Below are 21,641 nucleotides of genomic sequence, written 5' to 3'. Positions count from 1 at the left end.
TGAAAATCTTATTTACATTCGGGCAAGAGTAAGAGGGAACCCAAGAATCTTTTATTAAAATTATTGAAAAAATTTAGATTAGTTCTTAATAGAAAGCGGGCTATGCCCGCTTTCTCTACTACTCAACAACATCTACCCCATAAAACGCATTATAACCAAACGGACTTTGTGCATAATTACGCACACGCGGACTTAATGGTGTATAACTTACAGAGTGAGCTACTGGAATCCAAGGAACTGCTTTATGGAAGATCTCTTGTGCTTGCTCATATAATGGTGCACGCACTTTTTTATCTGATGTCACAATCGCTTTAGCTAATAGCGCATCAAACTCTTTATTACACCAACGTGAATAGTTGCTGCCATTATTGGCATTTTCACAACTTAATAATGGTGATAAGAAGTTATCTGGGTCACCATTGTCACCAGACCAACCATAAATTCCTGCGGTAAATTCACCAGCACGAGTACGTTTAATATAGTCACCCCATTCATAGCTGACTAATTTTGCTTTTACCCCAATCTTCGCCCAGTCATTTTGCAAAATCTCTGCTGTACGACGTGGATTTGGGTTAGAAGCGCGCACTACCGGTTGTACCCAAAGTTCTGTTTCAAAACCATCTGGATACCCTGCTTCTGCTAATAATTTTTTCGCTTTTTCTAAATCAAATGGGTAATCCTGAATACGATCGTTGTAGCTCCAAATCGTTGGTGGCAATGGATTCTTCGCTGCAATACCTGCGCCTTGATATACTGACTCAATAATGGCTGCTTTATCCGCCGCATAATTCAATGCTTGACGCACTTTTTCATTATTAAATGGTGCTTTCTCTGTATTAAACGCAATATAAGCAACATTTAACCCCGGTTGTGATACCAATTGTACTTTTGGATCTTTCTTCATTCTGCCTAAATCAGCTGCATTTGGGAAATCGATCATATCGCATTGTCCCTTTTGCAATTTCGCATAACGAGCTGTTGCATCCGGCGTAATACTGAAAATCAAAGTATCAATTGGTGTTTTACCTTGCCAGTAATCAGGGTTAGCTTTATAGCGTAATGCTTGATCCAACTTCGCACCAGCAAACATAAACGGTCCAGTACCAATTGGGTCGGTATCAATTTTTTCCGGTGTACCTTTTTTCATCATTTGATCAGCATATTCCGCTGAATAGATAGAAAGAAAATCCATACCTAAGGTAGGCAAGAAAGTTGCATCTTGGCGTGTTAGCGTAATTTCCACTGTATTATCATCAATTTTCTTCACTGATTTTAATAATTGTGGGAATTTCATCGCATTAAAATAAGGATAAGTTCCTTTGGAAACATTGTGATATGGATGATTTGGATCTAATTGACGCATAAAGGAGAATACTACATCGTCTGCATTAAAATCACGAGTCGGTTTAAAAATTTTACTACTATGGAATTTAACCCCTTTTCTCAAATGTAAAGTGTAAGTTAAACCATCAGCGGAAATATCCCAACTTTCTGCTAAGCCCGGCTCAATTTCAGTCGAACCACGTTTAAAATTAATTAAACGATCATATACTTGCTGTGAGCTAGCATTATAAGAAATACCATCCATCACCAACGCTGGGCTAATCCCTTGCGGATAGCGGCTAGTACAGTTAATAAATGTTTTTTCTGCATGAACAAAACTAGCTGTACTCAATAATGCAGTTGCCGCTGCACTTAATGCAAAAACTTGTTTAAATTTCATTTGGTTACTCCCCGTAGTCATCACTTATGCGCCCTGAATAGAAAACGCATTCATTATCGCGATATAGCTTAGTCAGTTAATGGTAAAAATGAAATAACAAAAAGTCGTTCATTATAACTAAATGACATAACTATTCTGTTGTATTACTTTTATGGTGCATAGATTCGCCAACGTTACTGCGGAAAAGCAGAAATGTCAGCATTGATAACACACCAAATACAGACAAAGTAAAGAAAGTATTACTGAAACTATGTAGCAATTCTTGTTGTCCAGCATGATGATGATATAAATTCAACACTACCGAAGCAACTGCAATTCCTAAACTAATTCCTATTTGTTGCACAATACTCAATAAAGTCGTACCAGCACTAACTTGATCATCTTTTAATTCGCTGACCATTAACGTATTAACACTAGAAAAGATCATCGAAATACAAGCACCATAAAACATAATGATCAAGATACTAAAAATCAGATTCTGACTATAACCAATAAAACCTAACCCAATGACCGCAAAGGTGAGTAGAATACTCGCGCTAATTAAGGTTCGTTTATAGCCGAATTTTGTCAAAATTCTAGTAATAATTGGTTTCATAATAATCGAACTAATCGCTAACGGCACCATCAACATACCAGCCTGATCTGCTGGATAACCCAAACCAATTTGCAGCATTAATGGTAACAAAAACGGTACTCCAGACGCCGACAAACGAATTAATACATTGCCAATCATACTTAACGTAAACGTCCGATTAAAAAAGACAGAAAGTGGAAATAACACATTACGTTTGCCTCTTGCATAAAAGACATAACCGACAAGAGATAATGCACCAATTAAAATAAAAATGACTGACAAATCGCGTTCTCGATTCGCTTCACCAATAAAATCCAACCCTAATGTCGCTAACACAATACCGCCAGAAAAGAGCACAAAGCCAATACGATCAAAACTAGAACGAGCACCTGTCAAATTTGGCATATAAAAACGGGCAAAAAAGATACCTAATAAACCAACAGGAATATTGATTAAAAAGATCCAATGCCAAGAAGCATAAGTTACCAACCAACCACCTAATAACGGCCCTAAGATCGGGCCGGTTAATCCCGCCATCGCCATTAAATTCCATGCTGGTAATAATTCCGTTTTTGGCACTGCTTTGATCAAGGTTAAACGCGCTACTGGCATCATAATCGCGCCACCAATACCTTGTACAATCCGCGATAAAATTAAAATATCTAACGATCCCGACATAGCGCAAAACACTGATCCCAGTACAAATAACAAAACCGCATAACGGAAAATAGTTAGCGTACCATGACGATCTGCCAACCAACCGCTTAATGGCATAAATAAGGCAACCGTCAACGCATAACTAATTACTGTTAGTTGCATATTTAATGGCGATTCATGTAAATCATGGGCAATCATAGGTAATGCGGTATTAAGAATAGTGACGTCCAACGTTTGCATAAAAAAGGCAAACGAGGCAATCCAAGCTAATCCGCGATGTTCTTTACTTAAAGCTACTGCCATATTGTTATTATTCCTATAACTGGCGATAAAATTTACCAATAAAATCAGCAATTTGTTGTGGCTGATTAATATCTAATACAGGTAAATCTGTTATCAATTGATAATCTAACGCTAATGCAACAATATGCTCATCAAACTCTGGTAATGGTTTTTCTATTGCTTGACGATGCAACATAATTTTAGCGATCGGTTCTTGTTTAAAGCCTTCCACTAAAATTAAATCAACCAATTGTGGATCAAATTGTTGCGCTAAATAATTTAGCGTTACTGGTTGTGGAGTTTCTGTCATTAATGCCCAACGTTGATCACAAGTCATAATTACCTGTTGTGCGCCAGCTTCTTTCATACGCCAGCTATCTTTTCCTGGTTTATCTAATTGCACATTATGGTGTGTATGTTTGATAACCGCAGTACGAATACCTTGCGCTGCCAATAACGGTAATAATTTTTCTAATAAGGTTGTTTTGCCAGTACCGCTATAACCAGTAATACCAAGCATTGGGATCATTAGGTACTCCTTTAAAAATGAAAAAATCTTGTGGCAATTTATTGTGAGAAAAATGACAAACTATAATACTCTACTAAGATTGTCATTGTGATAAAAGTATTAGGCTTAATTTTTTCATTAAGCCTAATCATAATTTTAAGGTTATTTTTGCTGACTTTGCTCTTGGCGCTGTAACTCTTGACGAGCATTCTCAATACTACGTTCCAATAATTGGCGTTTCGGATCATCTGGTGCTAATAGCTGTAACATCATATTCCAACTCACAATTGCCATTTTATAGTCACCACGTTGGAAACTATCAAAGGCTAATAAGCCTAACGCATCTGCATTACTATGATCCTGACGAATCACTTCAGACAATAACGTACGCCCTTTGCTATTATCATTTTGATCCTGCGAGAACATTAAGATTCTGGCATACGACAATTTATAGGTTAAATCCGTTGGCACTAACTGATAAGCTTTGGCATAACTATCCATTGCCAATTGCGCTTTGTCAGTTGCCATTCCCATCTGCCCTAACAACCACCAATTTTCTGCATTCTCCGGATGTTTTTGCAAATCCAATCTCAATGCAACAATAAATTGTTCAATTTCACTATCAGAAAGTGGCTTTTTCTGCTCATCTTGTAATCGTGCAAATAATTGTGGCAATTTTGTATAAGATTGCTCTAACATCTCTTGCGTACGCCACGAACCTACCGCAAAATAGCTCGCTCCCGCTAACGCAAATAACAATAAAAATGCAGTAACAAACCAAACTTTACCGAATTGTTGTTGTGATTGCGCAACATTATTTGTCTTGCTTGGAATATCCGTCAGTAACGCTTGTTGTAACTCGATTTTTAATTGTTGTTCGTTATCCAATAATCCTTGTGCAGCCGCTTGTTCCAGCTCTTTTAGACGATCAAAATAGAAAGCTTTGTTAAAGGCTTCACGTTCAATATTTTTCTGCTGTTTTCTTTGCCGTAATAACGGAAAAAAGCAAATCAACGCAATCACTAACGTCAATCCTAATGCACTTAACCAAAAACTCATTGCTCTTTTCCTTTTTCTAATAATTGTTGTAAACGTGTTTGTTGTTCCGCTGTCAATTCAGCTGTCGTTTGCTCTGTTGGTAGTAATGCTTTACGTCGGCGTAATGACATCATTACTCCAATTAATAGCAATGCCAATGGTGCGAGCCACAAGATAATCGTACCCGCAGTAACAGGCGGATCATAAGTGACAAAATTGCCATAACGAGCAACCATATAATCAACGATTTCTGTTTTGGTTTTTCCTTGTTGTAACAGTTCTAGCACCTTAGCTCGCATATCTGTTGCCACTAACGCATTAGAATCGGCAATATTATTATTTTGGCATTGCGGGCAACGCAATTCTTGCGTTAATTCGTGATAGGTTTGCTCTTCTGCGTTAGAACGAAAATGTAACGCCTCAATTGCGGCAAATGTGGTATTACTTACCCACAACAACAAACTACAAAAAATAAGAGTGCTTATTTGGCGGAACATACTGCCTCCGCTGCATATTTCTGATAAAGAGGTTGTAATTTTTCCTGCCAAACTTGTTGATTAACATCACCTGCATGGCGATAACGAATAATGCCTTGACAATCAACTACAAAAGTTTCTGGTGCACCATAAACCCCGAGATCCAAACCAACGCTGCCTTTTTGATCATCAAGCACGACTTGATATGGATTACCCAAATCGCTTAACCATTTTTTCGCTTTAGCCGCATCATCTTTATAATTAATACCAATAATGGTGATACCTTGCTGTGCCAATTGATTTAAATATTGATGTTCTGCATAACAAGTCGGACACCAAGTTGCCCATACGTTTAATAAGAGCGGCTTGCCTTGTTTAAATAAAGTTTCATTATATTGTTTATCTGCTACAAAGAGATCGGTCAAGGTTGTAGTAACCGGTACTGGCTGTCCAACTAGCGCTGACTCCAATGCTTTTGGATCATCACCTTGTGCATTACGGATTAACGCTACTGTCGCTAATACCACAAACAAGCCAAAAACAATTAAAGGTAAATACAATTTTTTATTCATTGCCCACTCCTTTAACTAATTTGCTAAAGCGATAACGGCGATCAAAGATACATAACACACTGCCTAATGCCATTAATAAACCACCAAACCAAATCCAACGAATAAATGGTTTGTAATATAAACGTACTGCCCAAGCGCCATTATCTAATCGCTCACCCAATGCCGCATAGAGATCTCGAGTAACGCCACCATCGATTGCCGCCTCACTCATACTCATACGACTCACTTGGTAAAAACGTTTTTCAGCTGCTAAGGTTGTTATCGGCTGCTGATCTTTACTAACAGTAATAGATGCTGTTGCTCCTAAGTAATTTGGGCCGTCACTCTCTTTAACTTGGCTAAATTTAAAATCATAACCAGCAACATTAACCGTATCGCCGACACTCATTCTGACATCTTTTTCAACACTAAAATTTTGGCTAAACGCGATACCAAACACAGAAACCGCAAGTCCAATATGGGCGAAAAACATTCCCCAATGAGAACGAGATAATTTAGTTAAACCTTGCCAAAATCCTGTACGGTGTGTTGCACGTTGCTGCAATTCATAGCAGCTTAAGATCGCAATAATCACTGTCATCATACTGCCTAATACAGCACTAACCGTTAATTTATCCGCTAACACAAACGGCAATATAAAACCTAATAACGCCATTACGATCACACTGATCACAACTGCTTTACGAATTGCTGAAAATTGATCACGTCGCCATTTCACTAATGGACCAATACCTAGCAATAATGAAAATGGCACCATAATGATTAAAAACATCTGGTCAAAGAATGGCGCACCGATTGAAATCGATCCTAAGCCCAACTGTTTATGTGCCAATGGCAATAGGGTACCCAATAACACTACCGCTAATGCCGTCATTAACAATACATTATTCAACAACAGCATGGATTCTCTAGAGTAGCGCTGATAATTATCACGGGAGCGAATTTCATTGCCCTTATAAGCATACAAACCAAGTGAGCCGCCAATCACCACCACTAAATAAGCGAGAATAAACAAGCCACGAGTTGGATCTGAGGCAAAAGCGTGCACTGAAACCAAAATACCAGAACGTACAAGGAAGGTACCTAATAGACATAATGAAAAGACCAAAATTGCTAATAATACCGTCCAGGCTTTAAAGCTGCCGCGCTTCTCCGTAACTGCTAATGAGTGCAATAATGCCGTTCCTGCCAGCCAAGGCATAAATGACGCGTTTTCCACTGGGTCCCAGAACCACCAGCCGCCCCAGCCAAGCTCATAATACGCCCACCAAGAACCTAGCACGATACCTAAAGTGAGGAAACACCAAGCCGCTAATGTCCAAGGTCTTGACCATCTAGCCCAAGCAGTATCCAAATTACCACTCATTAAAGAAGCAATAGAAAAGGCAAAAGCGACAGAAAAACCCACATATCCCATATATAACAATGGCGGATGGAAGATAAGCCCAATATCTTGCAACATTGGATTTAACTCTTTGCCATCAACAGGAAAATCAGGGAAGGTACGAACAAATGGATTAGATGCAAAGATCACAAAAATTAAAAAGCCAATGCTGATCATCCCCATTACCGCTAAAACTCTGGCTACAGATTCTTGCGGTAATTGACGGCTAAAAATCGCAACTGCCAAACTCCAGCAGCTTAACAACCAAATCCACAATAATAGCGATCCCTCGTGCGATCCCCATACCGCTGATAAACGATAATAGATCGGCAACTGGCTATTTGAGTTATTGACAATGTACTGTACGCTGAAATCATTAATCGCAAAGAGATACATCAAGCCAAAAAAGGCAAATGACAAACTTAAAAACAGTCCTAATGCCATCGGTCTGGCTAACGCAATTAATAATGGATTATTTTGTCGCACGCCCCAAAGCGGAATCACTGTTAATAAGATCGCAATTGCTAATGCAAGCGCTAACGCATAATTGCCTAATTCTGCGATCATTTTTTCTCCTCGGATTGTGGTGACGCTTGTTCAAGCTGCATCTTATCGCGCTCAGACTCCCCTTTCAGATCTTTTTCTGATACGCCCATTGGATTATGCACTTTCTTCATTTGCTCACCTAATTCAGGCGGCACATAATTTTCATCATGTTTTGCTAAGACTTCATGCGCCACTAATGTTGTTGGATCTTTCAATGTGCCTTGTGCAACAATGCCTTGTCCTTCGCGGAACAGATCCGGCAAGATACCTTCATATTCAACATCAATTGCTGGCCCAATATCATTCAATTTAAATTTCACTTTTAAGCTATTAGGATCACGCTCTACTGAACCATCAACAACCATACCGCCAACTCGAATTCGTTGCCCCGGTTCAGGCTTTAAACTGGCATCATTATTTTTGCCATAAATCACTTCACTAGGTGTATAAAAGAGATCGATATTTTGACGTAATGCATACAGCATTAACCCTGCTGCAATGCTAATCCCAGCAACCACAAATAGTATTAAATAAAGTCTTGATTTACGGCGTGGATTCATAAACTATTCTCCGTAGTGGTACGTTGTTTAATCCGCTGTTGACGTTCCATTTCTCTTTTTACTTCTACCAAAATTTTTCGTTTGCCACGATGGCTGACAATTACCAATAACAGAATTGCAATCAATGAAATTCCATAAGAGAGCCATACATATAAGCCATGCTGCCCCATTTGCCAAAAGGCACTCCAACTATCAAAAAATGGTGTCATCTTATTATTCCTTATTGCATCTTTTGTACTAATGCTTGTACCCAAGCACGTTTCTTATCCGCATTTAACAATTCATTGCGATAACGTACTAGCGTTAAATACACACTTAGCAACATAAAGCCGAAAATCGACAATAACAGTGGAATTAACATCTCCGTAGCGATTGATGGTTTCTCAAATTTGGTAATACTTGCTCCTTGATGCAAAGTATTCCACCACTGCACAGAAAAATGAATTATCGGTAAATTAATCACACCAACAATAGACAAAATACCCGCTGCTTTTGCCCCAACAATTTTATCTTGGAATGCACTATATAACGCAATCACGCCAAAATAGAGAAACAATAAAATTAATTCTGAGGTTAAACGAGCATCCCAAACCCACCAAGTTCCCCAAGTTGGTTTGCCCCAAACTGCTCCTGTTACTAATGCAAGAAAAGTTAATAACGCCCCAATCGGCGCCATTGCCACCATTGCTAAACTTGCTTGTTTAATTTGCCAAACTAATGCGATTAATGCTGCCACTGCCATTGAGGCATAAATACCCATTGACCAAATTGCCGTCGGCACATGAATATACATAATACGGAAGCTATTACCTTGCTGATAATCTGCTGGTGCAAAGGCTAATCCCCACACTAAAGCCACAGCTAATAACAAAAAACTAGCTATACCAACAAATGGCACTAACTTTCCACAAATGCGATATTGTGTTTCAGGTTTTGCGTATGGATGTAACCATTTCCACATAATCTTCTACCTATAATATTTTTTAATGCAAACTTACTCTCAATGCTGCAGCAACCGCAAATGGACAACTCACCAGCGCCAGCACCAACATCGCTGCTAAAATTGCCAACTGCCCACCATAACTAAGATGTAACGCAGCTGAATCCAATACCGCAGCAGTAAAAATCAAAACAGGGATAAACAATGGCACTACTAACAAACTTAACAACACTCCGCCTTTACGCAATCCGACTGTTAGCGCAACGCCAACTGCGCCAATACAACTCAAAATCGGTGTACCAATAAATAGGGTTTGTACTAATGCCCACCACACATCCACTTCTAACGACAATAACAAACCAGCAATTGGTGATAACAAAATCAGCGGGAAGCCAGTTAATAACCAATGAGAGAAAATTTTTGCTAAAGCAGTCATCGACAATGGAATTGGTAATAACAACAGCTGTTCCAGTGAACCATCCAAATAATCGTCTTTAAATAACCGTTCAAACGATAATAACGCCGACAACAATGCCGCTACCCAAACAATACCGGGCGCAATACGTGCTAAAAGTTGCGGCTCAGGCCCTACAACTAAAGGGAAAAGCGTAATCACAATCAAAAAAAACCATAATGGATTGAGAATCTCACTTGGTTTTCGCATCGCAATTTGTAATTCTCGTTTGATTATTTCGTAAAAAATCATCTTGCACTATTCTGTTTCTATAACTTTGTATTTTTCTAATTGTACTTTCTGCACAATATCGCTTGGCACATCTTGATGACTGGTAATGATCACCATACCGCCTTGGCTTGCATGAAATTCAAAAAGATGGGTAAGCACCTGCACACCACGTTTATCAATTGTGTTAAAAGGCTCATCTAAAATCCATAATGGTGCAGTGGATAACCATAATCTCGCCAACGATACTCGCTTTTGCTGTCCTGCTGATAATTGGCTGGTTGGAATATCTTCATAACCGAGCAGCCCAACTACTTGTAAAGTTTCCCATAACACTTCTGCTTGTTGGCGACTCGCTGTTGTTTTTTGAAAGAAACGTAGATTTTCCCAAGCGGTTAATTCAGGTTTAATCCCTGCATAATGTCCTAAAAACAGTAAATCAGCATTAAATTCATCTTGTTGCTGCAAAATGGGCTGATTATTCCACAAAATTTCACCGTTGTGTGGACGTGAAAGACCGCTTAATGCTCGTAATAATGTGGTTTTACCAACGCCATTGTGTCCCTCGATTTGAACAAAATCACCACTTTGGAATTGAAGATTAAGATCAGCAAATAAAATACGTTCCCCACGTTGACAACTTAAATCTTTTACCTGTAACTGATTGATTGAATTCATATATTTTTTGCTGATTAGCTGGATTAATTTAACGGAGCAGAATTCTAACATAAGCGGGCATTCGGTGGTATTTATATCTAAGCCGCATTTGTACCTATTTGGTAGTAAAAATAACAAAATAGAATTCAAAAAATTCAATTAACTTATTGATAAATAAGTTAATTTATTAAAAATAACAATTCACTTTTTTTTGATCTATAGCAAAGATGAGAATAGATAGATTCCCTCTTCACTGATGGAAGAGGGAAAAATAAATTAATTACACAGAAAATGGATATTTAATCGCTGGATGAGACTGATAGTTATGCACCTTAAAGTCATCTAAGGTTACCCAAGTTTCCAAATCCTCTAATGTCTTAATATCTGGATTAATCTCCAACTGCGGCAATGGTAACGGTTCACGTTTTAATTGCACATTCTGCATCAACTCAAGTTGATCTTCATAAATATGTGCATTAATAATTTTATGAAAAGCTAGACCCGGCTTATTACCAGTAATTTGTGCGACTAATGCTAACAAGGTAAACACTTGAATCTGGTTAAAAGTTAATCCTAACGGTACATCACAAGAGCGTTGATAGCTAGTTAAATACAGCGTGTCATCTAATAACGAAAAAGTATGTGTATGCATACAAGGGCGCAAACAACCCTGTTCGATTTCTCCTGGATTATAGAAGGTCAGGATTTCCCCGCGATCATCAATTTTTCTGCTTAAATTGTGGATAATTTTCTTTAATTGATCGACTGTTTCACCATTCGGTTTGCGCCATTGACGACCTTGTACTCCATAAACACGTCCCATATCATCTTCGCCTTTACGATATGGATTCGCTAACCACGCGGCATTTTCATTAGCATTGGCATCCCACGTTTTCGTACCTAAACGGCGAAAATCAGCAGCATTGCTATAACCTCTGATATAACCAAGCAGTTCTGCGATAGCTGCTTTCCAAAAACTTTTACGCGTAGTAATTAGTGGAAATTCATTATTGGCAACGTTATAAGTCAAATCCGCATTAATAACCGTTAAGCAGCGTTTGCCTGTTCGTTTATTTTCTACCCAAGTACCTTCATCAATAATACGCTGGCATAGTTCAAGATATGCTTTCATTATCGTTTTTCCTTCTGCTGATAGGCAAACCAAATTAAACCAATACCAATAATAATCATCGGTGTAGAAAGGATTTGTCCCATTGAAATTTCATGACCAAAATACAAACCTAGCTGCGGATCGGGCTCGCGGAAAAACTCGACAATAAAGCGGAATAAACCATAACAGAGTAAAAATAAACCAGAAACTGAACCAGCAGGTCTTGCTTTACGAATAAATAAGTTAAGGATAATAAATAATACTACCCCCTCTAAAAAGGCTTCATATAATTGCGATGGATGACGTGGTAAATAACCCCCAGATGGAAAAAGCACCGCCCAAGGCACATCAGTAACGCGTCCCCATAACTCATCATTAATAAAGTTTCCAATACGCCCCATTCCCAAGCCAAATGGAATCAATGGAGCAACGAAATCAGCGACAACAAAAAATTGACGTTTCTGTGCACGAGCAGTAAGCCACATTGCAGTAATGACCCCAATTAAACCACCATGGAAAGACATTCCACCTTCCCAAACGCGGAATAAATAAGCAGGATCGCTTAAAAACAGATCAAATTGGTAAAATAACACATAGCCGATACGTCCACCCAAGAACACACCTAAAAAGCCGTTAAACAATAAATTATCAAATTGATCTACTGTCCAACCACTATTAGCTTGTTTCACTCGACGAATACCTAGCCAGCGTGCAAATAAAAATCCGATCAAATACATCAGACCATACCAACGTAACGCAATCGGCCCAATCGCAAAAATCACTGGATCAAATTGAGGGTAAGTTAGAAACTCCGTATTCATACTGTTCCTTTTATCTTTTTTATTTAATGAACATATCTATCGCAATACCGATCAACAACAAGGCGAAATAACGCTTCAAAGTAGGAACTGGAAGTTTCGTTGTTGTTGTTGCGCCAATTTTTGAAGTAAAGAAAGAGGTTAATGTAATTCCTACCACCGCAGGTAAATAAACATAACCTAATGAAAAATCTGGCATATTAGGCACATTCCAGCCCCCAACAATAAAACTTAACATACCAGAAACACCAAGTAACATACCACAAAACGCAGATGAACCGATTGCCTTTTTCATATCAATACCGCGAGAATTTAAAAACGGTACGATAAAACCGCCGCCACCAATCCCTGCGGCACTTGAGGCAATCCCAATTAAAATACCACCAATCACTGAAGCCATTGGAGTTAATGTTTTATTAGATGGTTTTGGTCGAATTGATAACACCATTTTGAGGGCTAAATAGACGACTAAACAAGCAAAGATTTTACTCGCAAGATCTTTATCTAATTTGCCAATAAACAGGCCTGAAATAAAGACTGTCACCATAATTACCGGCGCTAAAATTTTCACTGCATCCCAAACGATATTGCCCAGTTTGTGATGGCGTTGTGCTGAAGAGAATCCGGTAATCACAATAGTGGCAAATGAAGTACCTAACGCAGATGCCATTAACACTTCATTAGGTACACCAGCCATTGGTAATAAATAGACCAAAACAGGTACAATAATTAAACCACCACCAATGCCAAATAATCCGGCAAGGAAACCAACAATTGCTCCGACTATTAAGCAAATCAGAAAAAATGTGAACATTTTTAACCCCTTGTTTTATTAAATGGACGTTTTTGGTATTTACCTGAGGCTGATTTTTTTTCTGAAGTGGTTCGTCTAGCTTCATTTGTTGAGCTAATGGCATTTATACCTTCTTTCTCATTAAATAAAACACCGGCAAACTCTTTCATTACTTTGCGATAAACATCACGTTTAAAGGACACTACTTGTCGTACGGGATACCAAAAACTCACCCAACGCCAGCCATCAAATTCCGGTGAAGAACTTGTGGTAACATTGATTTTATTTTCTGGACTGGTGAGTTGTAGCAAAAACCAACGCTGTTTCTGCCCAATACAGACTGGTCGAGAATCAAAGCGAATAAGACGTTTAGGTAATTTATAACGCAACCATTGTTTTGAACTATAAATAATTTTTACATCATTTTGGGTTAAGCCAACTTCTTCAAACAGCTCACGATACATTGCTTGTTCCGGCGTTTCTCGTGGATTAATACCACCTTGTGGAAACTGCCATGAATTTTGATTGTATCGTTTCGCCCAAAAGACTTGCCCCTTTTGGTTACAAATAACAATACCGACGTTAGGACGATAACCGTCGAAATCGATCACTATCGACAACCTTAAATATTAACTTTTTGATGGATAAAGATGGCGTTGATTGTTTCATACTATTGCTATTTTCTCAAGTTTCACATTGGTAGAAATAGATCATCTAGATCACAATCTAGCTTGGTGAGTATTCTGCTTTCTATTGAAATTTGTGCTACCATTAAGCGCTACTATTGTTAAAACGAGAAAGCCAAATGTTCAAGATTACAATAAAACCATTTTTGCTCCGTCTGTTTGTCCCCTGCAAACAGTGGTTTACTGTGCGTTATAAAAAATTGCTAAAAGTCTTGATTTCGCTATGTTGTTTAGGCGTAGTGCTGTTAGTTTCTATTGATATTGGCATTAGTTTGTGGGTACGTGATCGTATTTATCACGATATCGATCATCTACCTTATCGCCCTTATGGTTTAGTGTTAGGAACGGCGAAGTATTTTAAAAATAACACGTTAAATCTGTTTTATTACAATCGTCTTTCTGCTGCTGAACTATTAGTGAAAAATCATAAAGTCGATTATCTTTTGCTTAGTGGCGATAATCGCACTATGCAATACAATGAACCACAACGAATGTTTAAAGATTTACTCAAAATGGGTGTGCCATCACAAACTATGTATTTCGATTATGCTGGTTTTCGTACTTTAGATTCGGTCATTCGTGCAGATAAAATCTTTAATGCACAATCCTTAACGATTATTACGCAACGCTTTCATTGCGAACGGGCACTGTTTATTGCTAAACATTACAACCTTGATGCAATTTGTTTTGAAGCAGATTATCCAGAAGGTTATCCAATGGTACGCATTCGTGAATTCTTTGCACGTGTACAAGCAGTATTAGACATTATATTAGGCAAACAACCCTATTTTTTAGGTAAACCAGAGCCTTTACCTCCACCTATTTTGCCTCCTTATGAGCAATAACATTTTCATTAGCTAATACAATAAATACTAGCATTTAGCTATTGTTCTCTGCTTGAGAAAACACGATAATAGCACCCTTATTTTTAGGTGATAGGACAATGATTAGTTATATTCTTTTAATTATTAGCACAGCGTTAATTAACAATTTTGTGCTAGTGAAATTCCTTGGTTTATGCCCATTTATGGGAGTATCTAAAAAAGTGGATACTGCCGTTGGTATGGGATTAGCGACTACCTTTGTATTAACGGTTGCTTCTTTAGTCGCCTACTTGGTAGACCATTATATTTTATTACCGCTTAATGCAATTTATCTGCGTACGTTAGTATTCATTCTCGTCATCGCAGTGGTAGTACAATTTACTGAAATGGTGATCAATAAAACTAGTCCTACATTGTATCGCCTCTTAGGAATTTTCTTACCTTTAATTACGACTAACTGTGCTGTCCTTGGCGTTGCTTTATTAAACGTTAATTTAGCTCACAATTTTATTCAATCAGTCATTTACGGCTTTGGTGCGGCACTAGGTTTTTCACTGGTATTAGTGTTATTTGCTGCAATGCGGGAACGGATTGAGGCTGCTGATGTACCTTTTCCTTTTAAAGGTGCATCAATTGCGTTAATTACAGCTGGATTAATGTCAGTAGCATTTATGGGCTTTAGTGGATTAGTGAGAGTCTAATGTCCTGGTTATTATCATTATCACCTTATGTTTGGATCTTAATCAGCGTCGCCCTATTAGCGCTGATTTTTGGCGCGATCCTCGGCTTTTCCTCAATAAAACTCAAAGTCGAATCGGATCCTATTGTTGATAAAATTGATACTTTATTGCCACAAAGCCAATGCGGGCAATGTGGTTACCCTGGTTGTCGTCCATACGCCGAAGCCATTGCCAATGGCGATGTTATCACTAAATGCGTACCCGGCGGACAACCTTTAGTTGAGAAATTAGCAGATTTATTAGGTGTAGAAGCGCCGCAAGGTGTCTTTGAAGATGAGCCTGTCGCCAAAGTGGCATTCATTCATGAAGAGATGTGTATCGGCTGTACAAAATGTATCCAAGCTTGTCCTGTTGATGCCATTATTGGGGCAAATAAAGCATTACACACTGTCATTCCAGATCTCTGTACAGGTTGCGAACTCTGCGTTGCACCTTGCCCAACAGACTGTATTACGATGGAAAAAGTAAAACCGACTGTTGATTCGTGGAATTGGAAATATGATCAAAATTTGATTATCCCTATCGTTGAAGTGCCTGCTGCAACAACGCCAAAAACAATAAAAAATTAGGAAAGTCAAAATGTTAGATGATGTATTAACCCGAATAAAACAGAATCGGTTGTGGGATTTTCCTGGCGGTATTCATCCACCAGAAATGAAACAGCAATCCAATGGCACACAACTTTCCTCATTAAAACAGCCTGAAACCTATTACATTCCGTTGAAACAACACGCGGGTAATGCGGGGCAACTATTGGTACAAGTTGGTGATTATGTGCTGAAAGGACAACCTTTAACAACTGGCGAGAATTATCGTACTCTGCCAGTGCATGCGCCTACTTCTGGTACCATTATAGCAATTGGTGATTATGTTTCTTCCCATCCATCAGGTTTGCCTGAAACTACGATCACCTTACAAGCTGACGGTAAAGATCAATGGCGTGAACGTCAGCCAATCGAAGATTTTCTCACTGTCCCGCCAGAACAATTAGTGAAAAAGATCTATCAGGCAGGGATCGCTGGTTTAGGTGGTGCTGTTTTCCCTACTGCATCGAAAATCTCTAGTGCAGAAAATAAAACGAAACTATTAATTATTAATGGTGCAGAATGTGAGCCTTATATTACTTGTGATGATCGTCTAATGCGTGACCGCAGCCACGATATCATCGAAGGGATTCGCATCTTACGTTATATTTTGCGCCCAGAAAAAGTAGTCTTAGCGATTGAAGATAATAAGCCAGAAGCAATTGCTGCAATGCAACAAGCTCTAGCTGGTGCTAATGATATTGAAGTTCGCGTAATTCCAACCAAATATCCGTCCGGTGCAGCGAAACAATTGATTCAAGTACTAACGGGATTAGAAGTACCTAATAATGGGCGTTCATCACAAATTGGCGTATTGATGAATAATGTGGCAACAGCATTTGCAGTCAAAAAAGCGATTATTAATGATGAACCATTGATTCAACGTGTCGTCACCCTAACTGGCGACAAAATTCCACAGCCAAGAAATGTTTGGGTTCGTATTGGTACACCGATTTATCATCTGCTTAGCCAAGCTGGCTATCAGTATGATGAACGCTTCCCTGTATTTATGGGTGGTCCAATGATGGGCTTTATTTTGCCTAACCTAAATTCACCTGTAACAAAAGTTACTAACTGTTTAATTGCACCAGATCATTTTGAATATCAACCACCACCAGCGGAACGTAACTGTATTCGTTGTTCGGCTTGTTCCGATCATTGTCCATTAAAATTGATGCCGCAACAGCTTTACTGGTTTGCGCGTAGTGAAGATCACAAAAAATCGCAAGAATACAATCTCAAAGATTGTATCGAATGCGGTGTTTGTGCTTATGTTTGTCCAAGCAATATTCCGCTAATACAATATTTCCGACAAGAGAAAGCGAAAATTGCTGAATTAGATCTAAAAGCAAAATTAGCGGAAGAAGCGAAACTACGCTTTGAAGCAAAACAAGCTCGATTAGAAAGAGAAAAACAAGAACGTGATCGTCGTACACAACAAGCTGCTGAAGCACGACGTGCAGAAATGGCAAAACAACAAGGTGTTGATCCTGTACAAGCAGCGCTAGAACGAATTCGTCAAAAACAAGCCGCTAATAACACAGCAGAAAAACCAACTATTAAAACTATTACTAGTGAACATGGCGAAATTTTGCCAGACAATAGTGATATTATGGCGGCACGCAAAGCTCGCAAATTAGCAAAACAAGCGCAAACAGAAAACACCACAACTCAAGCTAATGATAAACAAGCTGCAATTGCCGCAGCGATTGCGCGTGCTAAAGCGAAAAAAGCGGCACAAGCTACCGAACAAAATACTGTTGCAACAGCAACAGCAACGATTGAAAACAATACCGTAAACACAGAAGAAACGGATCCACGTAAAGCTGCGATTGCAGCAGCAATTGCGCGCGCTAAAGCGAAAAAAGCGGCACAAGCTACCGAACAAAATGCTGTTGCAACAGCAACAACAGCGATTGAAAGCAATACCGTAACCACAGAAGAAACGGATCCACGTAAAGCTGCGATTGCTGCAGCAATTGCGCGTGCTAAAGCGAAAAAAGCGGCACAAGCTGCTGAACAAAATACTGTTGCAACAGCAACAACAGCGATTGAAAGCAATACCGTAACCACAGAAGAAATGGATCCACGTAAAGCTGCGATTGCTGCAGCAATTGCGCGTGCTAAAGCGAAAAAAGCCGCACAAACTGTTGAACAAAATGCTGTTGCAACAGCAACAACAGCGATTGAAAGCAATACCGTAACCACAGAAGAAACGGATCCACGTAAAGCTGCGATTGCTGCAGCAATTGCGCGTGCTAAAGCGAAAAAAGTGGCACAAGCTGCTGAACAAAATACTGTTGCAACAGCAACAACAGCGATTGAAGGCAATACCGCAACAACAGAGGAAACGGATCCACGTAAAGCTGCGATTGCCGCAGCTATTGCACGTGCTAAAGCGAAAAAAGCAGAACGAGAAGGAAATCATCATAATGTTTAGAATGGCAAGTTCACCACACGTTCATTCCACTAGCTTAACCACCAAAGTGATGCTATGGGTTATTGCTGCAATGATCCCAGCTATCATCGTACAGCTCTATTACTTTGGCTTTGGTACTTTAATTCAAATCGGGTTAGCTGTTAGCTTTGCTGTCTGCTTAGAATGGATCGTGACTAAATTGCGTGGTAAACGTAATTGGACTGACCTATCTGATTTAAGTGTTGTATTAACAGCATTAATTTTGGCTGTCGCTATCCCACCATATGCACCTTACTGGTTAATTCTATTGGGAACTTTTTGTGCTGTTATTTTAGGTAAACACGTTTATGGTGGTTTAGGACAAAATCCATTCAACCCTGCGATGGTTGGTTATGCTATTTTATTAGTCTCTTTTCCTGCACAAATGACCGCTTGGGCGTTACCGAATCACTTATTACTCGAACCGACCAGTTTTCGTGATGCTTATTTATTGATTTTCCAAGGAGTCAGCAGCGACGGTTATAGTTTGCATCAATTAACTTCAACCATTGATGGCGTTACCCAAGCAACACCACTAGATAGTGTTAAAACTGGGGTTAAAAATCATCTTGAGTTGAGCAAAATTGCGACTTCACCTATTTTCCAACATACCAATTGGCAGCAAATGCTTACTGTGCCAATGGGCATTGGTTGGTGGCAAGTAAATCTGGCTTTCTTATTAGGTGGTCTATTTTTAATTTGGAAAAAAGTTATTCATTGGCAAATTCCTGTGGCCCTATTAGTAACACTCTCTATCTTTAGTAGCGTCACTTGGTTAATTGCGCCAGAAACTTTTCCATCGCCATTATGGCAACTTTTTTCTGGAGCAACGATGTTTGGTGCTTTTTTTATTGCTACTGATCCAGTCACTGCTTCAATTACACCGAAAGGAAAATTATATTTTGGTGTGCTGGTCGGAACCTTGCTCTATGTGATCCGTTTTTACGGCGGCTATCCAGATGGAGTTGCTTTTGCTGTATTACTCAGCAACATTTGTGTGCCTTTAATTGATCACTATACTCGACCACGTCTTTACGGTCGTTAAGGAAAAACAATGGCAACCATAAAACGAACAACAATAAATTATGCCTTAATCTTAGGATTAGTTGCGTTGATCTGTACGCTTGTTACCTTGGGTATTTATCTACTCACACAAGATCGTATTCAGCAAGCAATGGAAAATCAACAACGCCAACTATTATCAGAAGTGCTACCAAAAAACTTTGCAGATAATAATCTATTAGCCGCTTGCTATCGTCCTAAAGAACAGAGTGGTTTACAAAATATTTCACGTTTATATCTCGCAAAACAACAAGAACAAATCGCAGCTTATCTATTTGAAACTACGGCACCGGACGGCTATTCAGGCGATATTCGGATCTTAGTTGCGGTAACGCCTACTGGCAAAGTGTTAGGCGTCCGCGTATTAGAACACCACGAAACACCAGGATTAGGCGACAAAATTGAAACTCGTCTATCTAACTGGATTTATGCCTTTACCAATAAAGTCTTCAAAATAGAAGAGAGTGATAAATGGGCAGTTAAAAAAGATGGTGGTGATTTTGATCAATTTGCTGGTGCAACTATTACACCACGCGCTGTCGTCAATGCTGTAAAAAGAGGCTTAGTGCAATTTTTAGCTAAATCTTTTGTTTTTAATGCTGAACAATTTACCCGTTGCCAATAGTGAGAACCTCATTATGAATCATGGAACATCCATTACTGAAACCCTTCCTGCTGATAACTCACAAACTTCGGTTTGGAAAACCCTATTGTGGCAGGGTGTTTGGAAAAATAACTCTACCTTAGTACAACTGCTAGGATTATGTCCTTTACTCGCCGTTTCAAATACTGTCGCTAATGCGCTCGGTTTAGGTTTAGCAACAATGTTAGTGTTGATTTGCACTAATAGCGTTATTTCGTTATGTCGTCATTTAATTCCGAAAGCCATTCGTATTCCAATTTATGTGATGATCATTGCTTCTACAGTAACTATCGTACAGTTGGTAATGAATGCTTATACCTACTCCCTCTATCAATCACTAGGTATTTTTATTCCTTTAATTGTTACTAACTGTATCGTGATTGGGCGAGCTGAAGCTTATGCTTCAAAAAATCCAGTATTGCATTCTATGTTCGACGGTTTTTCAATGGGCTTAGGCATGACATTAAGCTTAGTGGTCTTAGGTGCTTTACGAGAAGCTATCGGCAATGGCACCTTATTTAGTGGTATGGAAAATTTATTCGGTGAATCAGCTAAAGCACTAAAAATAACGTTATTCCATGCCGACAACCATTTTCTATTAGCCATTTTGCCGCCAGGTGCATTTCTAGGTTTAGCTGTATTACTTGCCATCAAAAATATCATTGAACGGAAAAAATAATGAATCAGCAAAAACGAATTGAGATTCTGACACGTTTACGTGATGCTAATCCGCATCCTACTACAGAATTACAATACAACTCGGTCTTTGAGTTATTGATCGCTGTAATTCTATCAGCACAAGCAACCGATGTTGGTGTCAATAAGGCAACAGCTAAACTTTTCCCAGTAGCCAATACCCCACAAGCGATTCTCGATTTGGGCATTGATGGCTTAAAAAGTTATATCAAAACTATCGGTCTATATAACAGCAAGGCAGAAAATATTATGAAAACCTGCCGCGATTTAGTTGAGAAATATAATGGTGAAGTCCCTGAATCAAGAGAAGCGTTAGAAGCGCTTGCCGGTGTTGGTCGTAAAACTGCCAATGTTGTGTTAAATACGGCTTTTGGTTGGCCAACGATTGCTGTTGATACCCATATTTTTCGTGTTGCTAATCGCACTGGTTTTGCACCAGGAAAAGATGTCCTCGCCGTAGAAAAAAAATTACTGAAAGTGGTACCGGATGAATTTAAAGTTGATGTTCATCATTGGCTTATTTTACATGGCCGCTATACCTGCGTTGCCCGTAAACCTCGTTGTGGTGCTTGTTTAATTGAGGATCTCTGCGAATTTAAAGAAAAAACAGAATATTAAAAAATCAAG

General features: G+C 39.0%; 24 protein-coding genes. 8 read left to right on the top strand and 16 right to left on the bottom strand.

The window, feature by feature from the left end; all coding sequences use genetic code 11:
• Positions 1-118 precede the first annotated feature (118 nt).
• From QS62_RS04585 to rppH, 16 genes are all read right to left on the bottom strand, one after another.
• Entirely contained in the window at positions 119-1,723 is a 1,605-nt protein-coding gene (locus QS62_RS04585; protein WP_066106604.1) for an ABC transporter substrate-binding protein, read from the bottom strand.
• A gap of 130 nt (positions 1,724-1,853) precedes the next feature.
• Positions 1,854-3,257, bottom strand: coding sequence for a DHA2 family efflux MFS transporter permease subunit (locus tag QS62_RS04580; RefSeq protein ID WP_066106600.1), 1,404 nt, complete (start codon positions 3,255-3,257; stop codon positions 1,854-1,856).
• A 13-nt stretch (positions 3,258-3,270) separates the two neighbouring features.
• Positions 3,271-3,765 carry a molybdopterin-guanine dinucleotide biosynthesis protein MobB gene (gene mobB / locus QS62_RS04575; RefSeq protein WP_066106596.1) on the bottom strand — a complete coding sequence of 165 codons (495 nt, stop codon included), beginning with the start codon at positions 3,763-3,765 and terminating at the stop codon, positions 3,271-3,273.
• A 141-nt stretch (positions 3,766-3,906) separates the two neighbouring features.
• Positions 3,907-4,803 carry a c-type cytochrome biogenesis protein CcmI gene (ccmI, locus tag QS62_RS04570; RefSeq protein WP_066106593.1) on the bottom strand — a complete coding sequence of 299 codons (897 nt, stop codon included), beginning with the start codon at positions 4,801-4,803 and terminating at the stop codon, positions 3,907-3,909.
• On the bottom strand, positions 4,800-5,279 hold the full coding sequence (locus QS62_RS04565; RefSeq protein WP_066106590.1) for a cytochrome c-type biogenesis protein: 480 nt from the start codon (positions 5,277-5,279) through the stop codon (positions 4,800-4,802). The genes ccmI and QS62_RS04565 overlap by 4 nt, the downstream gene beginning before the upstream one ends.
• Positions 5,264-5,830, bottom strand: coding sequence for a DsbE family thiol:disulfide interchange protein (locus QS62_RS04560; protein WP_066106588.1), 567 nt, complete (start codon positions 5,828-5,830; stop codon positions 5,264-5,266). The genes QS62_RS04565 and QS62_RS04560 overlap by 16 nt, the downstream gene beginning before the upstream one ends.
• The gene (locus QS62_RS04555; RefSeq protein WP_066106585.1) at positions 5,823-7,781 is read right to left on the bottom strand and encodes a heme lyase CcmF/NrfE family subunit; all 1,959 of its coding nucleotides are present in this window, start codon (positions 7,779-7,781) and stop codon (positions 5,823-5,825) included. The genes QS62_RS04560 and QS62_RS04555 overlap by 8 nt, the downstream gene beginning before the upstream one ends.
• Positions 7,778-8,320 (bottom strand): cytochrome c maturation protein CcmE, encoded by a 543-nt coding sequence (gene ccmE / locus QS62_RS04550; protein WP_066106583.1) that lies wholly within the window; start codon positions 8,318-8,320, stop codon positions 7,778-7,780. Before ccmE ends, QS62_RS04555 begins: the two co-directional genes overlap by 4 nt.
• The gene (gene ccmD, locus QS62_RS04545; protein WP_066106580.1) at positions 8,317-8,529 is read right to left on the bottom strand and encodes a heme exporter protein CcmD; all 213 of its coding nucleotides are present in this window, start codon (positions 8,527-8,529) and stop codon (positions 8,317-8,319) included. Before ccmD ends, ccmE begins: the two co-directional genes overlap by 4 nt.
• A gap of 11 nt (positions 8,530-8,540) precedes the next feature.
• The gene (locus QS62_RS04540; RefSeq protein WP_066106578.1) at positions 8,541-9,281 is read right to left on the bottom strand and encodes a heme ABC transporter permease; all 741 of its coding nucleotides are present in this window, start codon (positions 9,279-9,281) and stop codon (positions 8,541-8,543) included.
• A gap of 22 nt (positions 9,282-9,303) precedes the next feature.
• The gene (ccmB, locus tag QS62_RS04535; protein ID WP_066106575.1) at positions 9,304-9,966 is read right to left on the bottom strand and encodes a heme exporter protein CcmB; all 663 of its coding nucleotides are present in this window, start codon (positions 9,964-9,966) and stop codon (positions 9,304-9,306) included.
• A gap of 6 nt (positions 9,967-9,972) precedes the next feature.
• Complete coding sequence (gene ccmA, locus QS62_RS04530; RefSeq protein ID WP_066106572.1) at positions 9,973-10,620, bottom strand: cytochrome c biogenesis heme-transporting ATPase CcmA; 648 nt, start codon at positions 10,618-10,620, stop codon at positions 9,973-9,975.
• Between the two features lie 259 nt (positions 10,621-10,879).
• Positions 10,880-11,731 carry a thymidylate synthase gene (locus QS62_RS04525; protein ID WP_066106569.1) on the bottom strand — a complete coding sequence of 284 codons (852 nt, stop codon included), beginning with the start codon at positions 11,729-11,731 and terminating at the stop codon, positions 10,880-10,882.
• Positions 11,731-12,531: a prolipoprotein diacylglyceryl transferase gene (lgt, locus tag QS62_RS04520; RefSeq protein WP_066106564.1), complete on the bottom strand. Its 801-nt coding sequence runs from the start codon at positions 12,529-12,531 to the stop codon at positions 11,731-11,733. Before lgt ends, QS62_RS04525 begins: the two co-directional genes overlap by 1 nt.
• 19 nt (positions 12,532-12,550) lie before the next feature.
• Complete coding sequence (locus tag QS62_RS04515; RefSeq protein WP_066106561.1) at positions 12,551-13,342, bottom strand: sulfite exporter TauE/SafE family protein; 792 nt, start codon at positions 13,340-13,342, stop codon at positions 12,551-12,553.
• Positions 13,343-13,344: 2 nt separating this feature from the next.
• Entirely contained in the window at positions 13,345-13,932 is a 588-nt protein-coding gene (gene rppH, locus QS62_RS04510; protein WP_066106558.1) for an RNA pyrophosphohydrolase, read from the bottom strand.
• Between the two features lie 194 nt (positions 13,933-14,126).
• On the opposite strand from rppH, the gene QS62_RS04505 reads away from it, so the two are divergent.
• From QS62_RS04505 to nth, 8 genes are all read left to right on the top strand, one after another.
• On the top strand, positions 14,127-14,852 hold the full coding sequence (locus tag QS62_RS04505) for a SanA/YdcF family protein (RefSeq protein WP_066106556.1): 726 nt from the start codon (positions 14,127-14,129) through the stop codon (positions 14,850-14,852).
• Between the two features lie 98 nt (positions 14,853-14,950).
• Positions 14,951-15,532: an electron transport complex subunit RsxA gene (gene rsxA / locus QS62_RS04500; protein ID WP_066106553.1), complete on the top strand. Its 582-nt coding sequence runs from the start codon at positions 14,951-14,953 to the stop codon at positions 15,530-15,532.
• On the top strand, positions 15,532-16,140 hold the full coding sequence (gene rsxB, locus QS62_RS04495) for an electron transport complex subunit RsxB (protein WP_066106551.1): 609 nt from the start codon (positions 15,532-15,534) through the stop codon (positions 16,138-16,140). Before rsxA ends, rsxB begins: the two co-directional genes overlap by 1 nt.
• A 10-nt stretch (positions 16,141-16,150) precedes the next feature.
• Positions 16,151-18,595: an electron transport complex subunit RsxC gene (gene rsxC, locus QS62_RS04490; protein ID WP_066106548.1), complete on the top strand. Its 2,445-nt coding sequence runs from the start codon at positions 16,151-16,153 to the stop codon at positions 18,593-18,595.
• Complete coding sequence (rsxD, locus tag QS62_RS04485) at positions 18,588-19,658, top strand: electron transport complex subunit RsxD (protein WP_066106545.1); 1,071 nt, start codon at positions 18,588-18,590, stop codon at positions 19,656-19,658. Before rsxC ends, rsxD begins: the two co-directional genes overlap by 8 nt.
• A gap of 9 nt (positions 19,659-19,667) precedes the next feature.
• A complete protein-coding gene (gene rsxG, locus QS62_RS04480) occupies positions 19,668-20,300 on the top strand; it encodes an electron transport complex subunit RsxG (RefSeq protein ID WP_066106541.1) in 633 nt (210 codons plus the stop codon).
• A 13-nt stretch (positions 20,301-20,313) separates the two neighbouring features.
• Positions 20,314-20,997, top strand: a complete 684-nt coding sequence (locus tag QS62_RS04475; RefSeq protein WP_066106538.1) for an electron transport complex subunit E — start codon at positions 20,314-20,316, stop codon at positions 20,995-20,997.
• A complete protein-coding gene (gene nth / locus QS62_RS04470; RefSeq protein ID WP_066106533.1) occupies positions 20,997-21,632 on the top strand; it encodes an endonuclease III in 636 nt (211 codons plus the stop codon). The genes QS62_RS04475 and nth overlap by 1 nt, the downstream gene beginning before the upstream one ends.
• Positions 21,633-21,641 lie beyond the last annotated feature (9 nt).

This window comes from Gallibacterium salpingitidis (genome assembly GCF_001678495.1).
GTDB classification, from domain to species: Bacteria; Pseudomonadota; Gammaproteobacteria; order Enterobacterales; family Pasteurellaceae; genus Gallibacterium; species Gallibacterium salpingitidis.
The sequence above is the reverse complement of the archived record's forward strand: the minus strand, read 5'-3'. Positions and strand labels throughout refer to the sequence as shown.